This is a genomic window from Halomonas sp. PGE1, from assembly GCF_013000985.1.
Taxonomy (GTDB): domain Bacteria; phylum Pseudomonadota; class Gammaproteobacteria; order Pseudomonadales; family Halomonadaceae; genus Halomonas; species Halomonas alkalicola.
Genome location: NZ_CP053032.1, coordinates 1451637 through 1473550, shown reverse-complemented (window position 1 = coordinate 1473550; position 21914 = coordinate 1451637). Strand labels below are relative to the sequence as shown.

At 66.7% G+C, this 21914-nt stretch carries 19 protein-coding genes; 7 read left to right on the top strand and 12 right to left on the bottom strand.

Annotated features, from left to right (window positions below; genetic code table 11):
* Nucleotides 1-61: 61 nt before the first annotated feature.
* The 3 genes from lgt to HIR79_RS06930 all read right to left on the bottom strand — a co-directional run bounded on the left by lgt (nucleotide 62) and on the right by HIR79_RS06930 (nucleotide 3000).
* The gene (gene lgt / locus HIR79_RS06940) at nucleotides 62-856 is read right to left on the bottom strand and encodes a prolipoprotein diacylglyceryl transferase (protein ID WP_169957776.1); all 795 of its coding nucleotides are present in this window, start codon (nucleotides 854-856) and stop codon (nucleotides 62-64) included.
* A 68-nt stretch (nucleotides 857-924) separates the two neighbouring features.
* Complete coding sequence (locus HIR79_RS06935; RefSeq protein WP_169957775.1) at nucleotides 925-2574, bottom strand: multicopper oxidase family protein; 1650 nt, start codon at nucleotides 2572-2574, stop codon at nucleotides 925-927.
* A gap of 72 nt (nucleotides 2575-2646) precedes the next feature.
* Nucleotides 2647-3000, bottom strand: coding sequence for a hypothetical protein (locus tag HIR79_RS06930; protein WP_169957774.1), 354 nt, complete (start codon nucleotides 2998-3000; stop codon nucleotides 2647-2649).
* A 208-nt stretch (nucleotides 3001-3208) separates the two neighbouring features.
* Here HIR79_RS06930 and HIR79_RS06925 point away from each other — a divergent pair, with 208 nt between their 5' ends.
* The 7 genes from HIR79_RS06925 to HIR79_RS06895 all read left to right on the top strand — a co-directional run bounded on the left by HIR79_RS06925 (nucleotide 3209) and on the right by HIR79_RS06895 (nucleotide 8851).
* The gene (locus HIR79_RS06925) at nucleotides 3209-3847 is read left to right on the top strand and encodes a Spy/CpxP family protein refolding chaperone (RefSeq protein WP_169957773.1); all 639 of its coding nucleotides are present in this window, start codon (nucleotides 3209-3211) and stop codon (nucleotides 3845-3847) included.
* Nucleotides 3848-3927: 80 nt separating this feature from the next.
* Entirely contained in the window at nucleotides 3928-6432 is a 2505-nt protein-coding gene (locus tag HIR79_RS06920; RefSeq protein WP_169957772.1) for a heavy metal translocating P-type ATPase, read from the top strand.
* Nucleotides 6429-6611, top strand: a complete 183-nt coding sequence (locus tag HIR79_RS06915; RefSeq protein ID WP_119022638.1) for a hypothetical protein — start codon at nucleotides 6429-6431, stop codon at nucleotides 6609-6611. Before HIR79_RS06920 ends, HIR79_RS06915 begins: the two co-directional genes overlap by 4 nt.
* 107 nt (nucleotides 6612-6718) lie before the next feature.
* Entirely contained in the window at nucleotides 6719-7063 is a 345-nt protein-coding gene (locus tag HIR79_RS06910) for a DUF2946 family protein (RefSeq protein WP_169957771.1), read from the top strand.
* 74 nt (nucleotides 7064-7137) lie between these two features.
* Nucleotides 7138-8238 carry a YncE family protein gene (locus HIR79_RS06905; protein ID WP_211620969.1) on the top strand — a complete coding sequence of 367 codons (1101 nt, stop codon included), beginning with the start codon at nucleotides 7138-7140 and terminating at the stop codon, nucleotides 8236-8238.
* 14 nt (nucleotides 8239-8252) lie between these two features.
* Nucleotides 8253-8414, top strand: a complete 162-nt coding sequence (locus tag HIR79_RS06900; RefSeq protein ID WP_169957770.1) for a hypothetical protein — start codon at nucleotides 8253-8255, stop codon at nucleotides 8412-8414.
* Nucleotides 8411-8851 carry a DUF411 domain-containing protein gene (locus tag HIR79_RS06895; protein WP_169957769.1) on the top strand — a complete coding sequence of 147 codons (441 nt, stop codon included), beginning with the start codon at nucleotides 8411-8413 and terminating at the stop codon, nucleotides 8849-8851. Before HIR79_RS06900 ends, HIR79_RS06895 begins: the two co-directional genes overlap by 4 nt.
* 111 nt (nucleotides 8852-8962) lie before the next feature.
* On the opposite strand, the gene HIR79_RS06890 is transcribed toward HIR79_RS06895, so the two are convergent.
* The 9 genes from HIR79_RS06890 to HIR79_RS06850 form a co-directional block, all read right to left on the bottom strand.
* Nucleotides 8963-12202, bottom strand: a complete 3240-nt coding sequence (locus HIR79_RS06890) for a type I restriction endonuclease subunit R (protein WP_169957768.1) — start codon at nucleotides 12200-12202, stop codon at nucleotides 8963-8965.
* A complete protein-coding gene (locus HIR79_RS06885) occupies nucleotides 12202-13677 on the bottom strand; it encodes an ATP-binding protein (protein WP_169957767.1) in 1476 nt (491 codons plus the stop codon). Before HIR79_RS06885 ends, HIR79_RS06890 begins: the two co-directional genes overlap by 1 nt.
* Nucleotides 13674-14915 (bottom strand): restriction endonuclease subunit S, encoded by a 1242-nt coding sequence (locus HIR79_RS06880; RefSeq protein ID WP_169957766.1) that lies wholly within the window; start codon nucleotides 14913-14915, stop codon nucleotides 13674-13676. Before HIR79_RS06880 ends, HIR79_RS06885 begins: the two co-directional genes overlap by 4 nt.
* Nucleotides 14912-17038, bottom strand: a complete 2127-nt coding sequence (locus HIR79_RS06875) for a class I SAM-dependent DNA methyltransferase (protein WP_169957765.1) — start codon at nucleotides 17036-17038, stop codon at nucleotides 14912-14914. Before HIR79_RS06875 ends, HIR79_RS06880 begins: the two co-directional genes overlap by 4 nt.
* A 126-nt stretch (nucleotides 17039-17164) precedes the next feature.
* Nucleotides 17165-18631, bottom strand: coding sequence for an esterase/lipase family protein (locus HIR79_RS06870; RefSeq protein ID WP_169957764.1), 1467 nt, complete (start codon nucleotides 18629-18631; stop codon nucleotides 17165-17167).
* Nucleotides 18632-18844: 213 nt separating this feature from the next.
* Nucleotides 18845-19285, bottom strand: coding sequence for a YtoQ family protein (locus HIR79_RS06865; RefSeq protein ID WP_119022519.1), 441 nt, complete (start codon nucleotides 19283-19285; stop codon nucleotides 18845-18847).
* Nucleotides 19286-19378: 93 nt separating this feature from the next.
* Nucleotides 19379-20224, bottom strand: a complete 846-nt coding sequence (locus HIR79_RS06860; RefSeq protein ID WP_169957763.1) for an MOSC domain-containing protein — start codon at nucleotides 20222-20224, stop codon at nucleotides 19379-19381.
* A gap of 51 nt (nucleotides 20225-20275) precedes the next feature.
* Entirely contained in the window at nucleotides 20276-20626 is a 351-nt protein-coding gene (locus HIR79_RS06855) for a hypothetical protein (protein WP_169957762.1), read from the bottom strand.
* Nucleotides 20627-20687: 61 nt separating this feature from the next.
* Nucleotides 20688-21767 carry an NAD(P)-dependent alcohol dehydrogenase gene (locus tag HIR79_RS06850; protein ID WP_169957761.1) on the bottom strand — a complete coding sequence of 360 codons (1080 nt, stop codon included), beginning with the start codon at nucleotides 21765-21767 and terminating at the stop codon, nucleotides 20688-20690.
* Nucleotides 21768-21914: the final 147 nt, after the last annotated feature.

The window sequence follows — 21914 nt, the reverse complement described above, 5'->3', positions numbered from 1 at the left end:
GGGAGCACCCCGTCCCGGAGCAGCAAGAGTGTTGAGATTTGTCACTGGAGTGACTGATGTCTCATCGGGAAGCGGCTTCCACCGCCGGCTGACGCCGCGACCAGCCGATCAGCGCCATGCCTGCCAGGATCATCGGCAGGGTCAGCGCCATGCCCATGGTCACCCAGCCGAAGGCGATGAAACCGATATGCGGATCGGGCAGGCGCACGAACTCAACGGCGAAGCGGAAGACGCCGTAGAGCAGCAGGAAGAGCCCGGAGATCAGCCCGGTGCGGCGCGGCTCGCGGGAGAGCCACCAGAGCACCGCGAACAGCACCACCCCCTCCAGGGCGAACTCGTAGAGCGCCGTGGGGTGGCGCGGCTCTGGCCCCATATGCGGGAAGGGCATCGCCCAGGGCAGCTCGCTGACCCGGCCCGGCAGCTCGTGATTGATGAAGTTGCCGATCCGCCCCGCCCCCAGTCCGATCGGCACCAGCGGTGCGATGAAGTCGGTCAGCGACAGGAAGCCGAGCCGCTTCTTGCGCGCGAACAGCCAGGCCGCCACCAGCACCCCGACCAGGCCGCCGTGGAAGCTCATGCCCCCCTCCCAGAGTCGCAGCAGCCAGAGCGGGTCGGCAAGCCACTGCCCGCTGCCGTAGAAGAGCGCATAGCCCAGCCGTCCGCCGAGCACCACGCCGACGGCGGCGTAGAAGATCAGGTCACCGATATCATCGTGGGTCAGGCCCAGGCGGTGGGCCCGGCGGCGCCCCAGCCACCAGGCGGCAACGAAGCCCACCACGTACATCAGGCCGTACCAGTGAATCGCGAACGGCCCGAGGCTGATGGCCACCGGATCGATATTGGGGTATTGCAGCATCTCGTTCTCCTCTCAAGCGTCCCCGGGGTGGCAAGGCCCCCCGGGGCGCCTCGGCAACAGGGGTGGCCTCAGCTCACGCGGATCGTCGCCATCATGCCCAGCTCCTCGTGCTCGATGATGTGGCAGTGGAACAGCCAGTCACCGGGCTCGCGGAACACCATGCGGAGTGTCAGGCGCTGGTAGGGCGCCAGGTTGACGGTGTCCTTCCAGGCCAGCCAGGGCGCCTCGCGCCACTCGCCGTCGCCATCGCGGCTGGCGACCACCTGGAAGTGGGTGCCATGCACATGGAAGGGGTGGTCCATATGGGAGTTGTTGAAGACCTCCCACTCCTCCACCTCGCCGGCCCTGCCCTCGAAGAGGATCTCGTCCATGGCGAAGGCGCGGCCGTTGATCAGGAAATCTACCTCCGGGCGGGCGTCGCCAGCCTGGCCGGCCCCGTGACCGGCGCCAGGACCATGGGTGCCATGATGGCTGCCGCTGCCGCTGCCGCCGCCGTGGGCGGCATGGGGGTCACCGTGGCCTGCACCGTGACCTGCTCCATGGCCGGCATGGGGGTCACCGTGGCCCGCGCCGTGGTCGTCATGGCCCGGCATCACCTCGGTCAGCTCCACCCGACGCTGCACCGCCGGCTCGCCCAGGGGCTCGACGCGCCCCAGCCGCTCGGGCAGTGCGACGGCGGGGTGTACGCCCGAATTGAGAGTATGGATCGCCAGCAGCGGCGCGACCTGTTCCAGGTGGGGTGGCCTCTCGCCCATCCAGCCGCGCTCGTAGGGATGGCTGGCCAGCTGGAAGCGCCCCTCGGCCTGCTCGCTCACCCGCACCAGCAGGTCGGCGCGCTCGCCCGGGGTGAGCAGCAGCTCCTCCAGCGGCTGCGGCCGCTCGATCAGGCCGCCATCGGTACCGATCAGGGTGAGTTCGTGCTGGTCCAGGCGCAGACGCAGGTAGCGCCCGGCGCAGGCATTGATCAGCCGCAGGCGCAGGGTGGTGCCCGGCGCCACGTCCAGGCGCGGCTCGCGCTGGCCGTTGACCAGCAGCAGCTCCCCCTCGCGGCCGTTCATCCAGTCCTCGGCGGTATGCGGCGCCACCTCACCGTTCGCCATCAGGCGCAGGTCGCTGACCACCAGCAGGTGCTCCTCCACCTCCAGGGGCAGCAGATCCTGGGGCGGGCGCACCAGCAGCGCCCCCGCCAGGCCGTGGGCCACCTGACGGGCGGTGCCCTCGTGGGGATGGGGATGGAACCAGTGCAGGCCCGCGCTGCCGGCGGGGAAGGTATAGCGGTACTGGCGGGACTCGCCCGGCGCCACCGCGTCCCAGGGGGCACCATCCTGGGCCTGGGGCACCGGCACGCCGTGCCAGTGCAGGGTGGTCTCCTGCTCCAGCTCGTTGATCAGGGTGATGTTCAGCTCATCCCCCTCGCGCACCTCGATCAGCGGCGCCACCTTGCCGTTGTAGAGCCACAGTCGGGCCTCGAGCTCATCGCCGAGCGGCACCGCATGGGGGGCCGGGGTCAGCGCGCTGCGAAAGCGGCCGGCCGTCTCGCTCAGGTTGGCGATGCGCGGCAGCGGCTGGAGGGGCTCTCCGCCCAGCGGCGTCGGGGCGAGCCCGACGGGCGGCGTCGAATGGGGAAGCTGGCGAGAGAGGGCATAGCCCATGGTGCCGGCCGTGGACAGCACCAGGGCGCCCAGCGCCGAGTAGCCCAGAAATTCGCGATGTTTCATCAAGTGATCCTCGTGACATGAACACTCTCACCGCGGTTCGATCACCCGCGGCGCCATCAGGGGAAGAGAGGTTCAGGCGCGAGGAGGCCGCTCGAAGGGAGCGGGAGGCCCCGCAGGATGGCCCAGGCCGGGCCCGGACAGGGGATGCGGGGATGCTACCGCCTCGATGGTCAGCCGGGCCATGCTGGCACCGCACTGGGCACAGGGGATGCAGCAGGGAGAGGCCAGGGAGGCATCCGGCTCGCTGGGGTCGGCGGTTGCCGAGAGGTCCCAGGCCGCCGCCCCCTGCATGGCCGAATGCTCCATGAGCTGACTCTCCAGGCAGGCGGCATCCCCATGGTGCCCGCCCGCGGCAACGGGCGGCGCCATGACCAGCACCAGGGCCATCAGCAGGCTGAGAAGCCAGTGGGAGGAGAGTCGACGCATGGAGTAAAGCGGCCTTGTGAGCCAGTTGGGGGAGCGAGTATTTCACGGCCTCGAGGCCCCCTGCAAGCAGGGCCCTTCACGCAAGACCTTTTCATCTTGCCCGATGGATAAGACATGCCCTCACGGCATTGACCTTTGTGTGACACATACCTTCTACACTCGATTCGAAGGCCCTCGAAAGGCCCCAATAGCCGCAAGGAGAACGATCATGAAACTTCGCAAACAGACTCTCGCCCTCGGACTCGCGCTGGCCATCGGTGCCAGTGGTTCTGGGATCGCCCTCGCCCAGGGCATGCCGGACTCTCAACCCGGCCAGGGCAGCGCCATGATGGGAGGAATGATGGGCGGTGGCGGCCAGGGCGGTATGGGCCCCGGCATGATGGGGGGCATGATGGGCGGCGGCGGCCAGGGCGGCATGGGCCCCGGCATGATGGGGGGCATGATGGGCGGCGGCGGCCAGGGCGGCATGGGCCCCGGCATGATGGGCGGCATGATGCCCTGCCCGATGATGGGCGAGGGCATGGGCATGATGTCGATGCTCGAGCCCGACCAGCGCAGCCAGATGCGCGAACTGATGCAGGAGCACCGCCCGGCCCAGTTCGAGCGCAAGGGGCGCCTGATGAACCTGCGCGACGACCTGATGGCCGAGATGCACGGCGAGCGTCCGGACCCTGAGCAGGTGCAGGAACTCCACGGCCGCCTGGCCGAGCTGCACGGCGAGATGATGGCCGAGATGGTGCGCATGCGTAACGCCATGCACGACCTCATGACCGATGAGCAGCGCGAGCAGCTTCAGCAGGCGGCGCCCGCCGACGTGGATCCCGAGGACCACGATGCCCATCACTGATCGGCGGAGTCACTGAGTACGCAACATCAAGGACGGCCAACCCTGGCCGTCCACTCGGCGACAGCTGCAGGAGGCACGTGATGAGTGACACCAGGTCCAGAACGATCATCCTGACGGTACCCGGCATGGGCAGCGACCACTGCGCCGGCATCGTGCGCAAGACCCTCGAGCGCCTCGATGGCGTGAGCGAGATCCAGACCAATATCGCCAACCATCATGTCAGCGTGACGGTCGAGGAAGGCGGACCCGACGGCAACACCCTGAAGGGAGCCGTTGAGGGTGCCGGCTATGACGTGGCCGCCGTCAGCGGTGGTGGCCAGCAGCAGATTCGCCTGACGGTGCCCGGCATGGGCTCGGACCACTGCGCCGGCATCGTGCGCAAGACGCTCGAACGCCTCGATGGCGTGGGCGAGATCCAGACCAATATCGCCAGCCACCGCGTCAGTGTGACCATCGAGGCCGGTGGCCCCGATGGTGAGGCGCTGAAGCGCGCCGTCGAGGGGGCCGGCTATGACGTGGCCGCCGTGCAGACCGAGGAGCAGGAGGCGGGCGACGGCGACGCCGAGATCGAGGAGGCCTACCTCGCCCAGGCGCGCAAGCGCCTGATCATCGCCGGCATACCCGCCACCCTGATCATGCTGTTGATGATGCCGCACATGTTCTGGCAGCCGATCCCGGGCTACCTGGCCATCGTCGCCCTGCTGGCCTTCCCGGTGATCTTTCTCTATGGCGGCGCCGCCACGCACCGCTCGAGCTGGCGCTCGCTGAAGAACGGCACCTTCAACATGGACGTGCTGATCTCCATGGGCAGCCTGCCGCCCTACCTGATCGGCCTGGTCGGCTTCATTACCCCCATGACCTCGTTCATCGAGATGGGCGCCACCATCATGACCTTCCACCTGCTGGGGCGTTACCTGGAGGCCCTGGCCAAGGGGCGCGCCTCACAGGCCATCCGCCGCCTGCTGACCCTGGGCGCCAAGACGGCCCGGGTGGAGCGCAACGGTGAGGAGGTCGAGGTGCCGGTCAAGGAGCTGGCGCCCGGCGACATCATGATCGTGCGCCCCGGCGACAAGGTCCCCACCGACGGCGAGGTGGTCGAGGGCGAGAGCCACCTCGACGAGTCCATCGCCACCGGCGAATCGATCCCGGTCTACAAGAGCCCCGGCGACAGCGTGATCGGCGCCACCATCAACAAGGAGGGGCGCCTGCGGGTCAAGGCGACCCGGGTCGGCGGCGACACCTTCCTCGCTCAGGTGGTGCGCCTGATCGACCAGGCCCAGGGTTCCCGGGTGCCGATCCAGGAGTTCGCCGACCGCATGACCGGCCGCTTCGTGCCGGCGGTGATCCTGATCGCCCTGGCCAGCCTGGCGGCGTGGCTGCTCATTCCGGATGCCCTGCGCCCGATCCTCGACTGGGGCGCGACCTTCCTGCCCTGGGTCAACCCCGAGGCCGCCACCCCGGTGCTGGCGATCCTGGCCGCCGTGGCGGTGCTGGTCATCGCCTGCCCCTGCGCGCTGGGCCTGGCAACGCCCACGGCGCTGATGGTGGGCTCCGGCATCGGTGCCGAGCGCGGCATCCTGATCCGCTCCGGCGAGGCGATCCAGACCTTCAAGGACGTCAAGGTGATGGTGCTGGACAAGACCGGCACCATCACCCGCGGCGAACCGACGCTGACCGAGGTGGTGGCCGCCGAGGGCGTCGAGGAGACGCGCCTGCTGACCCTGGCGGCGAGCGTGGAGAACGCTTCGGAGCACCCCATCGCCCGGGCCATTGTCGACGGTGCCAAGGAACGCGATGTGACGCCCGGCGAGGTCAGCGAGTTCCGCTCCACCGGTGCCCGCGGCGTCTCGGGCCGGGTGGGCGACGCGAGCGTGCTGATCGGCAATCGCCGGCTGCTCGAGGAGGAAGGCGTGGCCGGCCTCGAGGCCCTGGATGACGCCATGGGCAAGCTCGAAGCGAAGGGGCGCACCGTGGTGATCGTGGCCGCCGACGGCCAGGCCCTGGGCCTGGTGGCCGTGGCCGATACCCTCAAGGAGGAGTCGGTCGAGGCCATCCGCGGCATGCATGCGCTGGGCCTGCACGTGGTGATGATCACCGGCGACAACGAGCGTGCCGCCCGGGCCGTGGCCGAGGAGGTCGGCATCGATGAAGTCCAGGCCGGCGTACTGCCCGAGGGCAAGGTCGATGCGATTCGCAAGCTGCAGGAAAGGTACGGCAACCACGTGGCCATGGTGGGAGACGGCATCAACGACGCCGCGGCGCTGAAGCAGGCCAACGTGGGCATCGCCATCGGCGCCGGGGCGGACGTGGCCATCGAGGCCGCCGACGTGACCCTGGTGCGCGGCGAGCTGACCGGGGTGGTGGAGGCCATGCACCTCTCGCGCGCCACCTTCGGCAAGATCGTTCAGAACCTGATCTGGGCCAGTGCCTACAACGTGGCCGCCATTCCCATCGCCGCCGTGGGCCTGCTGCACCCGATGATCGGCGTGATCGCCATGACCGCCAGCTCGCTCTCGGTGATCGGCAACTCGCTGCTGCTCAAGCGGGGCTTCACCCGCGCCAACCCGCAAGGAGAGAAGACATGAACCGCCTGCACCACGCAATGATGACCGCCTGCCTGGTGCTGATGGGGGTGGCCATGCTGATCGTGCTGTGGCGCGGCAACCCCTTCGGCACCGGCACCTGGCTGCTGCTGCTGCCGATGGGGCTCTGTCTCGGCCTGCATCTGTTCATGCACCGCCACAGCCACCGAAACGATGAATGACCCGCGTCCTCGTTCCCACTTCGCGATTCGCCCGGGAAGTTGCCTTGGATCAATGCAGCTCAAGGCACCAAGAGGTAAGCTGAAGGCCTGACTCAAGGGAATTCCTCATGCACCGGCTCATTCCGACATCAGCAACACAGCGCACAGGAGGCCGCCTGCTGGCCCTCCTGCTCGCGCTGCTGTTGGCGATGGTCACGCTGTCGAGCCACGGCGCCACCATGGCGTCATCCCCTGACTGCAGCGTCGCCGCCGAATGGGTGGCCGATGATGCTCATGCGAGCAGCGGCCTCAGTGCCGAGCACGACCATGAGGCCTCATCCTGCGTCACCTGTTCCACCGCCACGGGCCAGGCGCGACTCCCCGTGGTGGGTCCGCAGCGCCAGGCCGACTCGCCGGCCATGGCCCTGTTCCCGCAGATCCCGCTGCCCCCCAGACGCCCTCCCAGAGCCTGATCGAACGCAGGCGGCATCGCCGTCGGATCGCGACTCCCCGTCGCATCAAACATTACGTTCATCAGGAGTTCATCATGACTATCCGTGTCCCATCGGCCGCCATGGCGCGCCAGGCATTCCTCCCTTCCCCCCTTTCCCTCGGCGGAAAGACTCTGCTCCTCGGCTGGCTGGTGGCCGCCGGGCTGGCCCTCTCCAGCCCCCCGGCACTCGCCGGCGAGAGTCCCGCCGGCAGCGTGGTCACCGCCGACGAGCGCGGCGCCTCTTTGACCCACATCGACCTGGGCAACGGCACCGCCTCTCGCCATGCCATCGGCATAGCCCCCCACAACGTCCAGCTCGGCGCTGCCGGCCGCTACCTGATGGCGGTGGGGGAACCGGTATCCGACGACCACGCTCACGGCCACGCGCATGCTCACGGCGCTGCCCCCGGCACGCTCAAGCTCTACCCGGCCAACGATCCAACCGGCGCTCCCCTGGCAAGCATCGAGGTGGGCAGCCATCCGGCCCATGTGGTCAGTGACCTGGAAGGCCGCTTCGCCTTCGTCACCAATGCCGGAGACGACAGCGTCTCGGTCGTCGACCTCGAAGCCAGGGAGAGCGTTGCCACCATCGCCACCGGCGAGTATCCCCACGGTCTGCGCCTGAGCCCCGACGGCCGGGAGCTCTATGTGGCCAACGTGCTGGATGGCAGCGTCTCGGTGATCGATGTCGCGGCGCGCGAAGAAGTGGCTCGCCTGCCGGTGGGCCAGGCGCCCGTCCAGGTGGGCTTCACCCCCGCTGGCGATCGGGTCTTCGTCTCACTGCGCGACGAGAACCGCGTGGCCGTCATCGACACCGCCAGCCGCGAGGTCATCGAGCGCATCGAGGTGGGCCGGCTACCGATCCAGGTACATGCCACCGCGGATGGTCGCTTCATGCTGGTGGCCAACGAGGGCAGCGAAGCCGAACCCGACAACCGGGTCTCGGTCATCGCCCTCGACAGCCTGACGGTGGTGGCCACCCATGAGGTTGGCGCCGGCGCCCACGGCATCAGCGTCGACGACACCGGACGCTTCGCCTTCATCACCAGCCTGTATGACGACAGCCTCTCGGTCATCGACCTGGAAGCCGGCGCCGTCATCAGCCGCCACGACACTGGCCAGGGTCCCAACGGCGTGACCTGGGTCAACCACTGAGAGGAACCAAGACCATGATCGCGCATTGTACCGCCCTGATGGGCAACCTGCCTTGGCTGGCCTGGGTCATGCCCATCGCCATGCTCACCCTGCTCGGCCTCGGCATCGCCGCCCTCGCCAAGTACCTGTTCACGTCCCCCCGCACATCCCGTGATCTTCCGGAGGTCCGCTCATGAACCGCTTAGGCTCCACCCTCCTGCTCTCCGCCGCCCTGCTGCTGGGCGCCGGCACCGCCCAGGCCGCCCTGCCCGACAAGGCGACCATGTTCAAGAACCCGGAATGCGGCTGCTGCGACGAGTACGCCCGCCAGCTCGAGGCCCGCGGGGTCGAGGTGAAGATCGTCGACGATATCGAGGTGGGCAAGATCAAGCAGCGCGTCGGCCTGCCCTTCGGCCTCGGCTCCTGCCACACCCTCCAGATGGGCGGCTACGCCATCGAGGGGCACGTGCCGTTCGAAGCGGTGGAGAAGCTCTTCGAGGAGCGCCCCGACACCCGCGGCATCGGCCTGGCCGGGATGCCCATCGGCACCCCCGGCATGCCCGGGCCCAAGCAGGGCGACTGGGACGTCTACCAGTTCCGCGACGGCGAGGCCACGCCCTTCATGACCCTCTGAGCCTCGACCCAACCCGGCCGGCGAGCTCGACACAGGGCGCCACCGCAAGAGACGCCGCCCCCGGCCCTGGCCGGGGGCGGCGTTACTGTCTCTGGCACATGCCAATTTCGCTCAGTGCCAAGCCTGCCCTGAGTAGACCGGCGACGGTACACGGGGATAGGCGCGCATCACGTGCCGGAATACCTCACCTGTCTTCTCCAGCACCTCTTCCTCGCTGTAGTGGTCCACCGGCAAACCGGTGCGGTCGTCCCACAGGAAGTCGCGGATGATGATCTGAACCGTATCGCGGCTGGATTCGCGCTCCTGCCAGTGGTCGATCTCGGTGATCCTCGCCTTCAGGTTCTCCAGCAGCTCCACCGACACCCGCTTGATACGGCGAATCTCGGCGCCGCTGAGCTCCGGCTTGCGCAGCAGGTCGAAGATCGCCAGCGATTCTTCATCAAGGCCTTCCCTCCTGGCCCTCGCCTCTTCGTCATCCAGAGCTGCCAACGTCTTGAACAGTTCCTCGAAGGTCTGCTCCACGGTTGCACGGCTCTTCTCGCGGTTGTAGTCGGCCACCAGCTTCTCGTAGTGGTTCTGGAAGTCGGTGCGCAGCGGGTTCTGCAGCAGCAGGCGCTGCAGCTTCTGCTCAACCACCTGGCTCAGCTCCTGCAACAGGGTGCGCTGCTGCTTGCTCCTCTCGAACTCCTTCTTGAGGCGCTCGAAGTCGATGGCGCTGATATCGTAGGGCTTGCTTCCATAGGCCCTGTCATCGGTTGGCTGCACCGCGATGGCCTCATCCACCACGCCATGCAGCTCGCGAATGATATGCGAGATATCGGCCTGCTCGCGGTCCTGCTGCAGACTCTTGTAGACGATATCGATGGCGTCCCGGTCGGCACGGCGGGCGTTGACGCCCTTGGCGTTCAGGCAGGCCTTGAACTTCTTGAACACCTCACGGCACATCACCTCGAAGCGCTTGCGGCTCTCGTCGCTCTCATTGGCCACCTCCTTGCAGGCGACGATGGCCGCGTTGCGCGCAAAGCCGCTGGTGGTCTGCACCGCCGCCAGCGAGGCCTCGCGCTCCTCAAGGAAGGCTCTGGTCATTGCCACGGCCTCGTCCAGGTCGGCCAGCAGCTCCTCTTCCGGGCGTGCAGGATCGCGGCCCTCCCCCGGGTCGCCCTCCCCGGTGGTGCCGGCGAAGGTCGCCAACGCCTTGCGCAGATGGCGCAGGATGCCGCAGTAGTCGACGATCAGGCCGTTGTTCTTGCCCTCGCTGACCCGGTTGGCGCGGGCGATGGTCTGCATCAGGGTGTGGGCCTTGAGCGGCTTGTCGAGGTAGAGGGTGGCGAGGCTCGGCACGTCGAAGCCGGTCAGCCACATGGCGCAGACGATTGCGATACGAAACGGGTGCTGTTCGGCCTTGAAGGCGTCATCCAGCGCCATGCGCTGCATGTGGCGGAACTGGGGCAGCTCGCGCATCGATTCGGGCAGCGCCATGCCTTCCTTCATCAACCGCCGATGTGGCGTGATATCCAGGTCCCAGCGGCGAAACTTCTCCTCCTCACCCTGCTCCTCGCTCACTACCACCGCCGAGCGCGTCTCGCGCATCCACGCCAGTTGCCGCGACCGGAACAGCTCCTCCTGCTCATCGGTACTCTTGGCCAGCGACCTCTCCAGCTCGTGGATCTTCGCATCCCAGTAGAAGCCGATCAGCTTGTGCATGCGCACGCAGGTGACCTTGTCGATGCACACCAGCATCGCCTTGCCGGTCTCCCAGGCGTTGGCGTAGTGCTCGACGAAGTCCTGGGCCACCCGGTCGAGCCGCTTGCCGGCGGTGATGATGTGATAGTCCCGCTTGAGATCCCGTTCGAGGCGCTGCTCCACGTCCACATCGTCGGTCTCGAACTGCTCCAGGCGCTCGGCGATGCGTTCGTTCATATCGCCGATGGCCACACCCAGCCTGTCACCGCGGGCGTCGTAGTAGAGCGGTACCGTGGCCTGGTCCTCCACGGCGCGCTGGAAATCATAGGTGGAAACGTAGTCGCCGAACATCCGTCGGGTGATCTCGTCGTCCTTGAACAGCGGCGTGCCGGTGAAGCCGATCACGCTCGCCCGCGGCAGGGCATTGCGCATATTCAGCGCCAGGCTGCCGTACTGGGTGCGGTGGGCCTCGTCGGAGATGACGATGATGTCGTCACGCCGGTTGGGCGGCATGTCCGGCCGAAACTTCTGGATCAGCGAGAACAGGTAAGCCTTGTGCTGCCCCAGCAGCGCCTCCAGGTGATCGCCGCTGCCGGCTCGGCAGGGGTCCCGATCGTTGTCCACCAGCCCGCAGCCGGCATAGGTCTTGTAGATCTGGGTGTCGAGATCCTCACGGTCGGTGAGCACCACGAAGGTGAAGTTACCGCCCAGCTTGCGGTGCACCTTGCGGGTGAACATCACCATGGAGTAGCTCTTGCCGGAGCCCTGGGTATGCCAGAACACCCCCAGCTTGCCCTGCCGCTGGCGGCGTTCGCGCACCGCCTGCACCGCCCGGTTGACGCCGAGGAACTGATGGTTGCGGGCGATGATCTTCTTCGGTTCACCTGCCGAATCATCGAAGAGGGTGAAGTTCTCGACGATATCCAGGAAGTTGCGCCGCTCGCAGACGCCCTTGAGCAGGGTCTCCATGTCCACCGAGCCCGGGTCCTCCTCGGCCAGGCGCTTCCAGTCGGTGAAGTGCTCCCAGCGGCTGGTCAACGACCCCAGCTTGGCCTTCTCGCCATTGCCGAACACCACCAGGGCATTGTGGTGGAAGAGGTGCGGCACCTCGCCCTTGTAGCTGGAGAAGTTCTGCTCGAAGGCGGTGCGCAGGTGCTTGCCGATGTTCTTGCACTCCATGAACAGCAGCGGCAGGCCGTTGACGAAGCCGATGATATCGGCCCGGCGGCGGTAGAGGTCGCCCTGCACCCACAACTCGCGCACGCAGAGGAAGTCATTGTTGTCCGGCTCGTCGAAGTCGATCAGCCGCAGGCGCTCGCGGCAGCGCTCGCCCTTGGCGTCGCGGAAGGTGACCCAGACGCCGTCGCGCAGCTGGGCATACTTGTCGCGGTTGGTGGCCGCCAGGGACTGGGCCACCGGTGAGGCCACCACCTGACGCATGGCATCGTCGTAGGCATCGGCCGGCAGCCCGGGGTTCAGCCGAGTCAGCCGCTCGCGCAGCGTTCGAGTGAGCACCACCTCGCGCTCTGAGCCTCGCCCCAGCAGGCTATCCGGCCCGAAGTCCTCCTGGTTCCAGGCCAGGACCGAGCGCCAGCCGAGCCGCTGTTCCAGATAGTCGGCGGTGGTCTGCTGAACAAGGGTGTCTTCACTGTAGGGGCTCGGGCTCATCACGCATCCTTGTCGTTCGGCTCCGGGGCGTGTTCCTGAAGGTAGCGCCGACCGCGCTCGGTCAGCCGATAGCGCTGCTTGCTGCTGCGGGGCTTATCGGGGATGGTCATTTCCAACAGGGCCTCCTCCAGCAGCGGTGCCAGCACCTGCTTTCGAAACTTGGTGCGGTCCAAACGGCCGGTGACCGCCATCAGCTCCGTTATGGCTTGATCTTCGAGGCATTTCACCAGAATCGCAACTTGGTGCCGACTTAGTGCCGACTTGGTGCCAACTTGGTGCCGACTTGGTGCTGCCCTAGCCTCGTCCTGCTCCCCGACTTCCGTGTCATGGGAAGCAGGTGGCTCTTGGCCTGCCTCCTCGCCCACTACCGTCCGCGGGAAACGCAGCACGAACCAGTTAGGCGATAGCTCGATCTCGGGATCGGCCACACCGTATTCGGCGCACAGGCGGCGGATGCGCCGGATGCCGGAGCCGATATGCTCCACGGCCTCCATGCGGTGCAGCATGCCGAACAGCAGCGGGTTGCGCGGGATGCTCTTGATGCCCAGGTCCGCCTCGCTCATGCCGGCGGGCAGGCCGCCGGGGCTGACCACCTCGACCCGGTCCTTGAACACGTAGACATGCACGTTGGCGGTAGAGCGGTAATCGCGATGCACCAGGGCGTTGACCACCGCCTCACGCAGCGCCTCCTCGGGCAGCTCGGGGCGCTCCTCGCGCTTCACGTGCTTGATGATGTAGGCGACGTTGAGCTTGGAGAGCAGCCAGGCCATCACCTCGTCGATCATCGAGTAGACGTCGCCGTGGAAGCCGCGACGGTCGAGGATATGCACCTTGTCGGTGCCCATGAACAGGGCGCAGCCCACGTCGGCGCTGATGGAGAATTTCTGGATGTCGCGTGCCAGCAGCCAGGCGCCCGCGTGGGTCATCCTGCCGTCGTCGGTCAGCAGATGCAGATTCTTGAGCGCGGTGAGTGGCGGCATCTCGGCGGGGATGCGCGCCCGGCGACGGAAGGTGGCCCAGGCCTCGTCGCTCAGGTCCTCCTCCAGGGAGAAGCGCTCGCAGGGTGTCTCGTCGAAGTGGATCAGCCCCTCGCGGTAGAAGAACTCGCGGATCTCCTGGCGCGACATCTGCTGGGAGGAGGCGCCCTCGCGCAGGTAGAACTTGCCGCCGAAGGAGTAGGGCTTGCTGTGCTGGGCCGGCACGGTCACGCACAGCACATTGCCTGCGCTCTCCACCTCCACGGCGATAGGCGGCTCGGCGGAGCGCGCCGTGGCCTGGACATCGGACTTCAGCTTGTTGTGGTCGGCCACGCCGACCACCTCGCCGGCATCGGTGACGCCGATCAGGATCACCCCGCCGGTGGCGTTGGCGAAGGCGCAGAGCTCCCGCCCCAGGCCGGAGGTACCGGCCTTCTTGAACTCGGTGGTAAAGCCCTCTCCGAGCGCGAGCAGGTCGTTCAGCGCCTGGCGGTTCATGCGGCCAGCTCTCCGCTCATCAGCTTGGGCAGCAGCAGATCGCGGGCCTTGGCGAGGCGGATATTCTGCATTTCCAGCTTTTGCTTCTGCTCGAAACAGTCTTTAGCAAAATCCTCGAATTGCTCCATAAGAGTTCTTGAAGGAAGCGTTACCTCAAGGTTCTGTACAAAGCTCTTGGTCAAGGCCTCGCGTGTGGAGCCACCTGCACCCGCCGCGGCAAGGATCCTCTGCTTCTCACGATAGCTGTTAATGAAATGCAACAGGTAGTGTGGTCCGAACTTTTCAGAATCGGACCGAATGATCATCACATGCTGATTGACACGTGCAGGAAGATGATAATCGGGAGCCAGGCAGCAGCGTCCTACTGATGCCCCAGTGATGTTCAGCAGAACATCGGATCCATTGACCTCGACGTTGGAAAGTCTATCTGCCTGCTCGTCATTGATAAAGGCGAGTCCACTGGAGTCAAAACGATAGTCATAGACGTTCTGACTCCTGATCAAGGCAATGCCTTCCGGCTGGTAGGCCGAAGCCCCTCCTTTCGGGGTTGCACCACTGCCAATTTTCGAAGTGACATCAACAAGCCTTCTTCTTGACCACCCTTCCGGCACGCCATTGGTGACCTTGACATGCTCACGGCCGGGAAAACGCAGATGGACGAACCACTCCTTGTAGAGCAGGCGGGCCGATTCCTCTAGGAGCTGGATGCGGCGCTGGTTGTTTTCGATCAGGTCATCGTAACTAGCCAGGATGCTCCCGATGCTGCGCTGCACTGGAAGCGGTGGACAAGGAATAGCTAGGGTCTCGGCATCACCAACACGAATATGATCAACCGTGGCGCCAAAGCCCATTCCTTTGAGCCGGCCCTGAATCTGTCGAGAGAGCAAGGCATAGGCCAGATAGTTCCAATCAAGCAAGTCAGGGTCTGGGCGATAGTGAAATAGCCTTTGCCCAAGAAAGACGTTATTGACGTCTTCTGTGAATCTACCGACCTCCCCTACAGGAGCTTCCCGGGTCAAGATTACGTCACCATATTGCGGCCTGGAGCGACGAGTCCATTTCTCGAATACTTCCTCGGTCACATATCGAACGTTATCCAGATCAATGAAGCCACCTTTGATGTTGGTGGTTCTAATCATCCTGTAGCCGGTGTCGTAGTCGACGACAGGAGCAGTCTTGTTGACGCAATCGACTGCAAGAAGGCAAAGCTCATTCAATGGCTTGAGAGGCCAACTCATACCCCCAACTCCTCGAAGTTGCGGCGGATCTTCGCGGCCAGCCGGGTCGCCTCGGCGTCGAGGTCGGCGAGCTCCACATGGATCCCTCGCAGGGCCTCCTCGAAGTCGAAGTCCTCGTCCTCCTCTTCCGGGGCGACGCCCACATAGCGTCCGGGGGTCAGGCTCCAGTCGTTGGCGGCGATCTCGTCAATGCTGACCAGCTTGACCAGCCCCTCCACGTCGCGCAGCTTCGCCTCCGGGAAGCGCTCGGTGAGCCAGTGCGCCTGCTTCCAGAAATAGCGCACGGCCTTGAGCTGCTCTACTACCGCATGGCGGCCTGCATCGGCGGCCTTGCGGGCGCGGTTGATCTCGCGGCTGGGCCACAGGCGGCTCTTCTTCGCCGCGTACTCCTGCTCGCAGCTGTCGAGCACCCGGCAGGCCAGCTTGTAGAGCAGGTCCGTCTGCTTGACCAGGTCGCGACTGGCCTCGGCCAGGGGCGCCAGGCGGTCGACGGCTTGCTTGAGGGCACCGTTAGTCAATGACTGCCCGCGCCATTCCGCTTGCTCGGCGGCCAGGGTCTCGCGGAAGGCCGCCACATCGGTGGCAAAAGCGCGACGCGCCTGGGCCAGCTCATCTCGGGCCTCCGCGAGCGGCGCCAGCGAGGGAGAGGCGTCGTTGAGGCTGTCGAGGAAAGGCGCGGCGCGCTCGCCCAGGGCATCCAGGGCGGTGTCGAAGTCAGCCAGGGGAGCGTCGGTGCTTCCCTCCTCATCCTGCCGCTCGAAGCAGGCGGCGGCATCAAACAGGGTGCGCCGGCCATAAGCTGCCACCAGTGCCAGGTAGCGTTCGGTCTCGCCGCGGTAGAGCCAGACGATGGCCTGCAGGTTCTGCTGCTGCTCGGGGCTAAAGTCGTAGATCTTGCGCGTCACCTGGCGATAGATCTGGCGCGCATCGATCATCAACACCTTGTCGCGATGCTCTGCCGGCTTGTCGCGGTTCAGGAACCACAGCTCGCAGGGCACGCTGCGTGTATAGAAGAAGTTGCCGCGGATGCCGATCATGGCGTCGACGTCACCGGTCTCCACCAGCGCCTGGCGCAACCGGGCCTCGTCTCGACCTGCGCTGGAGGCCTGGGAGGACATCACGAAGCCCGCTCTGCCGCGCTCGCTCAGGTAGCTGTAGAAGTAGCTGATCCAGACATAGTTGCCGTTGGAGACCTTGCCCTTCTTGTTCACCCCGGGCAGGCCGAAGGGCAGGCGCGGGTCGGCCTTGATCTTCTCAGCGTCGATCTCGTCGACGTTGAACGGCGGGTTAGCCATCACATAGTCGGCCTTGCCGACCAGCGCGTGGGGGTCCTCGTAGTAGGTGATGGCGCGCTGGATATCACCCTCCAGGCCGTGCACCGCCAGGTTCATCCTGGCCAGACGCACCGTGGTGGCGTTCTTCTCCAGGCCCCGGAACGTCAACCGCTCGCTGGGGTTGTCGCCGTGTTCCTCCACGGTGCGGGCACTCTGCACGAACATGCCGCCGGAGCCGCAGGCCGGATCCAGTACGGTGCCGCGTTCTGGGTCGAGCACATGGGCGATCAGTGAGACCAGCGACACCGGGGTGAAGAACTCGCCGCCGTCGTGGGCCCCCTGGTCGGCGAACTGGGTCAGGAAGTATTCGTAGATGCGCCCGAAGACATCGCCCTTCACCCGCTTGAGCTCGTCGGGGTTGAGGGTCCGAAGCAACTGGCCCAGCACCTCGTTGTCGAGCTCCTGGTATTCGCTCTTGGGGAGCACGCCCTTGAGCGAGGCATAGTCGCTCTCGATGGCCTCCATGGCGTCGATGATGGCGCGGGCTCGATCGGCGCTGTCCGGCAGGCTCACCAGATGGTCGAACTGCGCCTTGGAACGCAGGTAGATGGCGCTGCGCTGGGAGAAGTCTTCCTTGGTGATCTCGCGGATCTTGCCACCCCGCGACGGCAGGCTGGCCTGGATGTCGTCCTTCACCGCCAGGTAGCGGCTATAGGCGTGACGCAGGAAGACCAGGCCCATCACCGGCAGGAAGTATTCGTTGCTGGCGTAGTTCGAGTTGGCGCGCAGATTGTCCGCGGCGCTCCACAGGCGCTTTTCCAGCGCCTGGATATGTTCCAGTTGAGCCAAGGCCCGCTCCGTTGCTGTTCCCTGTTGCCCCGGGCGGCATGAGGCCGCCCGAGCCTAAGTTCATTCGAATGAGGGAACAGTACCACCGAACGCCCCGGGCATCAGCCCGCCAGCCCGGGCGACGCCTCACTGCCAGGGATCGATGCGCAGGTAGAGCCGCGCCTTGAAGCCCTTGCGGCTGGTCAGCGGCACGTAGTGCCCTCGCGCATCCTCCTTGACCGGCCGCCCGCGCCCCTCGCCCCAGTCCTCGTCGCCGAGGATATAGCGCAGCCGCCAGCCCCCGGCAGCGGCGGTGGCCAGGATCACCACCTTCTCGCGGAAGAGGTTCTCCTCCGGCACCCGGCGGCTGACGAACCAGCGCCCCCCCACCTTGAACTCGGTGCTGCGCACGGCGATGTCGGCCGTCAGCATCATGGTGCGCCCCTGGGTGACGGTGATCCTCGTGCTGTCCAGGTAGACGGAGAAGAGCACCGGGTGACGGGCATGGTCATGGCCGGCCCGCTCGGGATGGAACATCTCGTCATAGCGACGGAAGATCGCCGAGTCGTGCTCCACCCGCCGCTCCGAGAGCGCCACCGGCGGAAAGAGCCTCGGCATCACCGTGCACTCGAAGTGGTAGCTGCCCTCGATGTCGTTCCCCTCGTCACGGGCCTGCTGCAGCGAAGGCGGCAGCGGCAGGTGGTCGACCACCAGCTGCCCCTGCATGCGGGCATCGCCGAACAGGAAGCGCGTCAGGTTGAGGTAGCCGGCCTCGGAGTTGACCATGCCGAAGGGGCCGCTGTGGGCCAGGTAGAGGTGCACCCGAGGGGCGTCCTCGACCCAGGCGCAGTCGATCTTCACCAGGCCGTCGCTGCGCGCGCCCACCACGTGGCGGGTGGCGTTGTAGTCGCGGTGGTTGGTGCCCACCAGGCAGAAGAAGCGCTCCGGCGGGAAGTGTCCCCCCAGGCGGTTGACCCGGCCCCCGCGCGGGGAGAGCTTGAGGTAGCCGGCAATGCTCTTGCGGTTGAAGTTGCTGATGTCCCAGAGGCCCAGGAAGCGCGGCACGTTGAACCCGGCCATCTCGATGCCATCGTGGGGGGTGCCGTAGGTGAAGACCTTGTCGACGCAGGCGCGCGCCTCAGCGCTGCCCGCCTCGGGGTTCTGCAGCAGGCAGCGGCAGACCAGCCCGCCCATGGAGTGGGCCACCAGGTAGACCTTGAAGGCTTCCCGCGCCTCCTCATCGTCGCCGCAGATCCGCTCGCGCAGCCACAGGATCCGCTCGGAGAGCGCCCGGGCCGCCTCGGGGATCGAGGGGCGCTGCCCCTCACCGCCCTCCCCCTCGTAGTAGCGGTGGATCAGCAGGGTCCGGCGGGGCAGCCGGTCCTCGCGCTCCGCCCCCTCGGCGTAGACGTCCCGGTAGCCGTGATCCTTCATCAGGCGGATCACCGGCGACTCGAAGATCAGGGAGTCGAACGCCCCGCTGGGCCCCTGGCGTACCCGGGTCGCCCCCAGGTTGAAACCCATGTAGGGCGTGTTGATGGTCGCCTCGATCTCGCTGTCACGCATGGCGAAACCGCGCACGTAGATGATCGGGTGGTAGCGCTCCCTGGTCATGCTGACGCTCCTCTGCCGGCAGGACCCGCGCTGGGTGGGCCCAGTCGCCGCGGGAGTCGCCGGGCAAGCAGTTGGCGGACCCCATGCGCATCCCGCCCTGCCTGGAGCCCTCGATGGCTTCCCTGATCAGCGTAGCCCAGGAATGGCGATCGTTGGCCGGCACCTGCCGCGAGGAGGCTCCGGCCGGGCCAGTCCCGGCCGGAGCCTGTGGGGTCAGGCCTTGAGCACGTAGCGCAGGATCTCCACCACCTGGTCGGTGGTGGTGCACCAGGCCTGGGCCTCGGCGTCGACCTCCTTGAGGGGGTGGACGATCTCCGCGGCGTGGAGCGTCACGTAGGGCTTGCCCAGAGCCGCGCAGTAGCCGGCATCGAAGGCCGCGTTCCACTGCTTGTACTGGTCGCCGAAGCGCACCACCACGAGGTCGCTCTGCTCGATCAGGGTGCGGGTGCGGATGGCGTTGACCTTGGAGGACTGGTGGTCGCGCCAGAACTGGCTGGGCGTCTCGCCCAGGTGGTCGCCGGCGGCATCGCTGGCGGCGTGGTCGGTCACCGGGGCGGTGAAGACCACATCCAGCCCGGCGGCCTCGGCGCCGCGCTGTATCTCCTCGCGCCAGTCGGTGTGGATCTCGCCGGACAGATAGACATGAAAGCTCATGGCAGGCTCCTGGTGGGGGATGGACGAATCGGACCCGCCATCATAGCCCAGGGCGATTTTAATGAAAAATCGTTCCAGGAATGCAGGGACCGGTCAGGCGGGGCTCGCCGCCACCACATCGCCCACGCTGAGCGTCTCGCCCTCTCCCGCCAGCAGGATGGCGTTCTGGCCGAAGTAGCCGCCGGGGGCGAGGCGTGGGTTCATCTCCACCAGGGTACGCAGCGGCTCGCCGGGCACCGGTATCTCGCCGCTGTGCTGATCCACGGTGGTGATCTTGCAGCGCTGGCAGGGCTTGCGCAGCCCCAGCCGCCAGCGGCCGTCGGTGGGGCCGAGCGCTTGCCAGCCATCCTCGGCGAAGGGCTCGACACCCTCGATCACGATATTGGGGCGAAAGCGGCTCATGGGCACCGGCGACAGTCCCTTGGCGGCAAGCCGACGGTTGAGCTCGGCAAGCGACGCCATGGAGGCCACCAGCAGCGGATAGCCGTCGGCGAAGGCGGTGTGGGCCCACTCGCCGGGCGCCAGGTAGTGGGGTTCCACCGGGCGACGGTGGTCGGGGGCGAAGCGCACCAGGCGCAGGCGGCTGCCGCGCAGATCCCCCAGCGCCGCGGCCAGCCAGTCGCGGGCCTCAGCCCCTTCGTCCAGGGCGTCGCAGCGATCCTCCCAGACGTAGGCCGAGAGACGCTCCTGCTGGCGGGCGGCAAGCGCCACGCGCAGCGGCGCGACCCCGGGGTGGGCAAGCACCAGGGCATCGGGCTCCAGGGTGACGCGGATGGACGCCATGGCCGGCAGCTGGCGCTGGGTAACGAAGCGGCCGACATCGTCGACCACCATCCAGCGGCGATCCCAGGCCAGGCCCTCGGCGGTCAGGCGTGCGTCATCGAGGGCGATGCCGCCCAGCGACTTGACCGGATAGATGGCAAGCTGGGTGATCCTCACGGGCGGCTCCTCGGTGGGGTCTGCCCGACGCCTGGCCCGGGCGGGAAGGCGTTACAGTCGCTGGGTCTCGATCACATGGCCGATGATCGGGTAGCCGGCCTTGCGGGCGGCCTTTTCGGCCTCGAGCTGCGCCTCGATCTTGGAGATGCTGGAGGAGACATGCTCGAAGACGGTGTCCAGCTCGAGGGGCTTGGTACGCACCGCCAGCTTGACGCGGTGGCCGGTCTTCGGCGAACCGGCCGGCTTGTTGCGCGGCGCCTTGGCCTTGGCCTCTTCGTCGGCCTCCTTGGGCCATTCGGGGGGTGACGTCACCGCCTTGCGCCGTGTTTCCTGCGCGTTGTCCATGAAGGCGTTGATCTCACGACGCATCTGTCGCTCGAACTCACTCAGTTCCGTTTCCATCGTGTCTCCGTCTACCTCGATGATGGCGGGAGTGTACCAGAACTCCCGCCATCGCAAGGACTCAGGAGACTTCAAGGGCAATCTTCAGCACCCCGTCGCGCTGGTGGGAGAAGAGGTCATAGGCGTCGACGATCTTCTCCAGCGGGTAGCGGTGGGTGACCATCGGGCCGAGGTCCAGGCGGCCGCTGTCGATGATCTGCATCAGCCGGCGCATGCGCTCCTTGCCGCCGGGGCAGAGCGAGGTGACGATGCGGTGGTCACCGAGGCCGGCGCAGAAGGCGTCCAGCGGAATGGTCAGGCTCTCGGAGTAGACCCCCAGGCTCGACAGGGTGCCGCCGGGCTTGATCACCCGCAGCGCCTGCTCGAAGGTCTGCTGCAGCCCCAGCGCCTCGATGGAGGCGTCCACGCCGCGGCCGCCGGTGAGCTTGAGAATCTCGGCGACCACGTCAACTTTCCGGAAGTTGAGGGTCACGTCGGCGCCCATCTTCCTGGCCATCTCGAGGCGCTCGTCGACGCCGTCCACGGCGATGATCAGCCCCGCGCCGCGCAGCCGGGCACCGGCGGTGGCGCACAGGCCGATGGGGCCCTGGGCGAACACCGCGACGCTGTCGCCGATCTTGATATTGGCCGACTCGGCGCCGGCGAAGCCGGTGGACATGATGTCCGGGCACATCAGCACCTGGTCGTCGGTGAGGCCGTCGGGCACCGGCGAGAGGTTGGCCTGGGCGTCGGGCACCCGCAGGTACTCGGCCTGGGCGCCGTCGATGGTGTTGCCGAAGCGCCAGCCGCCCATGGGCTTGTAGCCGTGGGCGTGGTGGCCACCATCCTGGGCGCTGCAGCCGTCCTGGCAGGCGTAGGAGGTGAAGCTCGGGCAGATAGCCCCGGCGATCACCCGCTGGCCCTCGTGGTAGCCCTGAACGTTCGCGCCGAGCTTCTCGATCACCCCGACCGGCTCGTGGCCCACGATCAGTCCCTTCTCCACCGGGTACTCGCCCTTGAGGATATGCACGTCGGTACCGCAGATGGTGGTGGTGGTGACCCGGATCAGGGCGTCGTTGGGGCCGATGTCGGGGATCGGTCGGTCGTCGATCTCGATGCGGCCGGGCTCTACGAAGACGGCGGCTTTCATCATGGCGGGCATGGGCAAGGCTCCAGGTTCCGGAAAGGGTGCCCTACAGCTATAGCAGGGGTTTGCCACCTCTGCCCTTGATGGACGTCAAGGTCATGCCGCAATGCCGCACAAGGGGCTGCCCTTCCCAACGCCTCGCGGCCGCCGTAATCTGATTGT

Bases quoted from the DNA above. Each gene is read 5' to 3' on its own strand.
- lgt (WP_169957776.1), bottom strand. From the start codon at position 856: ATGCTGCAATACCCCAATATCGATCCGGTGGCCATCAGCCTCGGGCCG.
- HIR79_RS06935 (WP_169957775.1), bottom strand. From the start codon at position 2,574: ATGAAACATCGCGAATTTCTGGGCTACTCGGCGCTGGGCGCCCTGGTG.
- HIR79_RS06930 (WP_169957774.1), bottom strand. From the start codon at position 3,000: ATGCGTCGACTCTCCTCCCACTGGCTTCTCAGCCTGCTGATGGCCCTG.
- HIR79_RS06925 (WP_169957773.1), top strand. From the start codon at position 3,209: ATGAAACTTCGCAAACAGACTCTCGCCCTCGGACTCGCGCTGGCCATC.
- HIR79_RS06920 (WP_169957772.1), top strand. From the start codon at position 3,928: ATGAGTGACACCAGGTCCAGAACGATCATCCTGACGGTACCCGGCATG.
- HIR79_RS06915 (WP_119022638.1), top strand. From the start codon at position 6,429: ATGAACCGCCTGCACCACGCAATGATGACCGCCTGCCTGGTGCTGATG.
- HIR79_RS06910 (WP_169957771.1), top strand. From the start codon at position 6,719: ATGCACCGGCTCATTCCGACATCAGCAACACAGCGCACAGGAGGCCGC.
- HIR79_RS06905 (WP_211620969.1), top strand. From the start codon at position 7,138: ATGACTATCCGTGTCCCATCGGCCGCCATGGCGCGCCAGGCATTCCTC.
- HIR79_RS06900 (WP_169957770.1), top strand. From the start codon at position 8,253: ATGATCGCGCATTGTACCGCCCTGATGGGCAACCTGCCTTGGCTGGCC.
- HIR79_RS06895 (WP_169957769.1), top strand. From the start codon at position 8,411: ATGAACCGCTTAGGCTCCACCCTCCTGCTCTCCGCCGCCCTGCTGCTG.
- HIR79_RS06890 (WP_169957768.1), bottom strand. From the start codon at position 12,202: ATGAGCCCGAGCCCCTACAGTGAAGACACCCTTGTTCAGCAGACCACC.
- HIR79_RS06885 (WP_169957767.1), bottom strand. From the start codon at position 13,677: ATGAACCGCCAGGCGCTGAACGACCTGCTCGCGCTCGGAGAGGGCTTT.
- HIR79_RS06880 (WP_169957766.1), bottom strand. From the start codon at position 14,915: ATGAGTTGGCCTCTCAAGCCATTGAATGAGCTTTGCCTTCTTGCAGTC.
- HIR79_RS06870 (WP_169957764.1), bottom strand. From the start codon at position 18,631: ATGACCAGGGAGCGCTACCACCCGATCATCTACGTGCGCGGTTTCGCC.
- HIR79_RS06865 (WP_119022519.1), bottom strand. From the start codon at position 19,285: ATGAGCTTTCATGTCTATCTGTCCGGCGAGATCCACACCGACTGGCGC.
- HIR79_RS06855 (WP_169957762.1), bottom strand. From the start codon at position 20,626: ATGGAAACGGAACTGAGTGAGTTCGAGCGACAGATGCGTCGTGAGATC.
- HIR79_RS06850 (WP_169957761.1), bottom strand. From the start codon at position 21,767: ATGCCCGCCATGATGAAAGCCGCCGTCTTCGTAGAGCCCGGCCGCATC.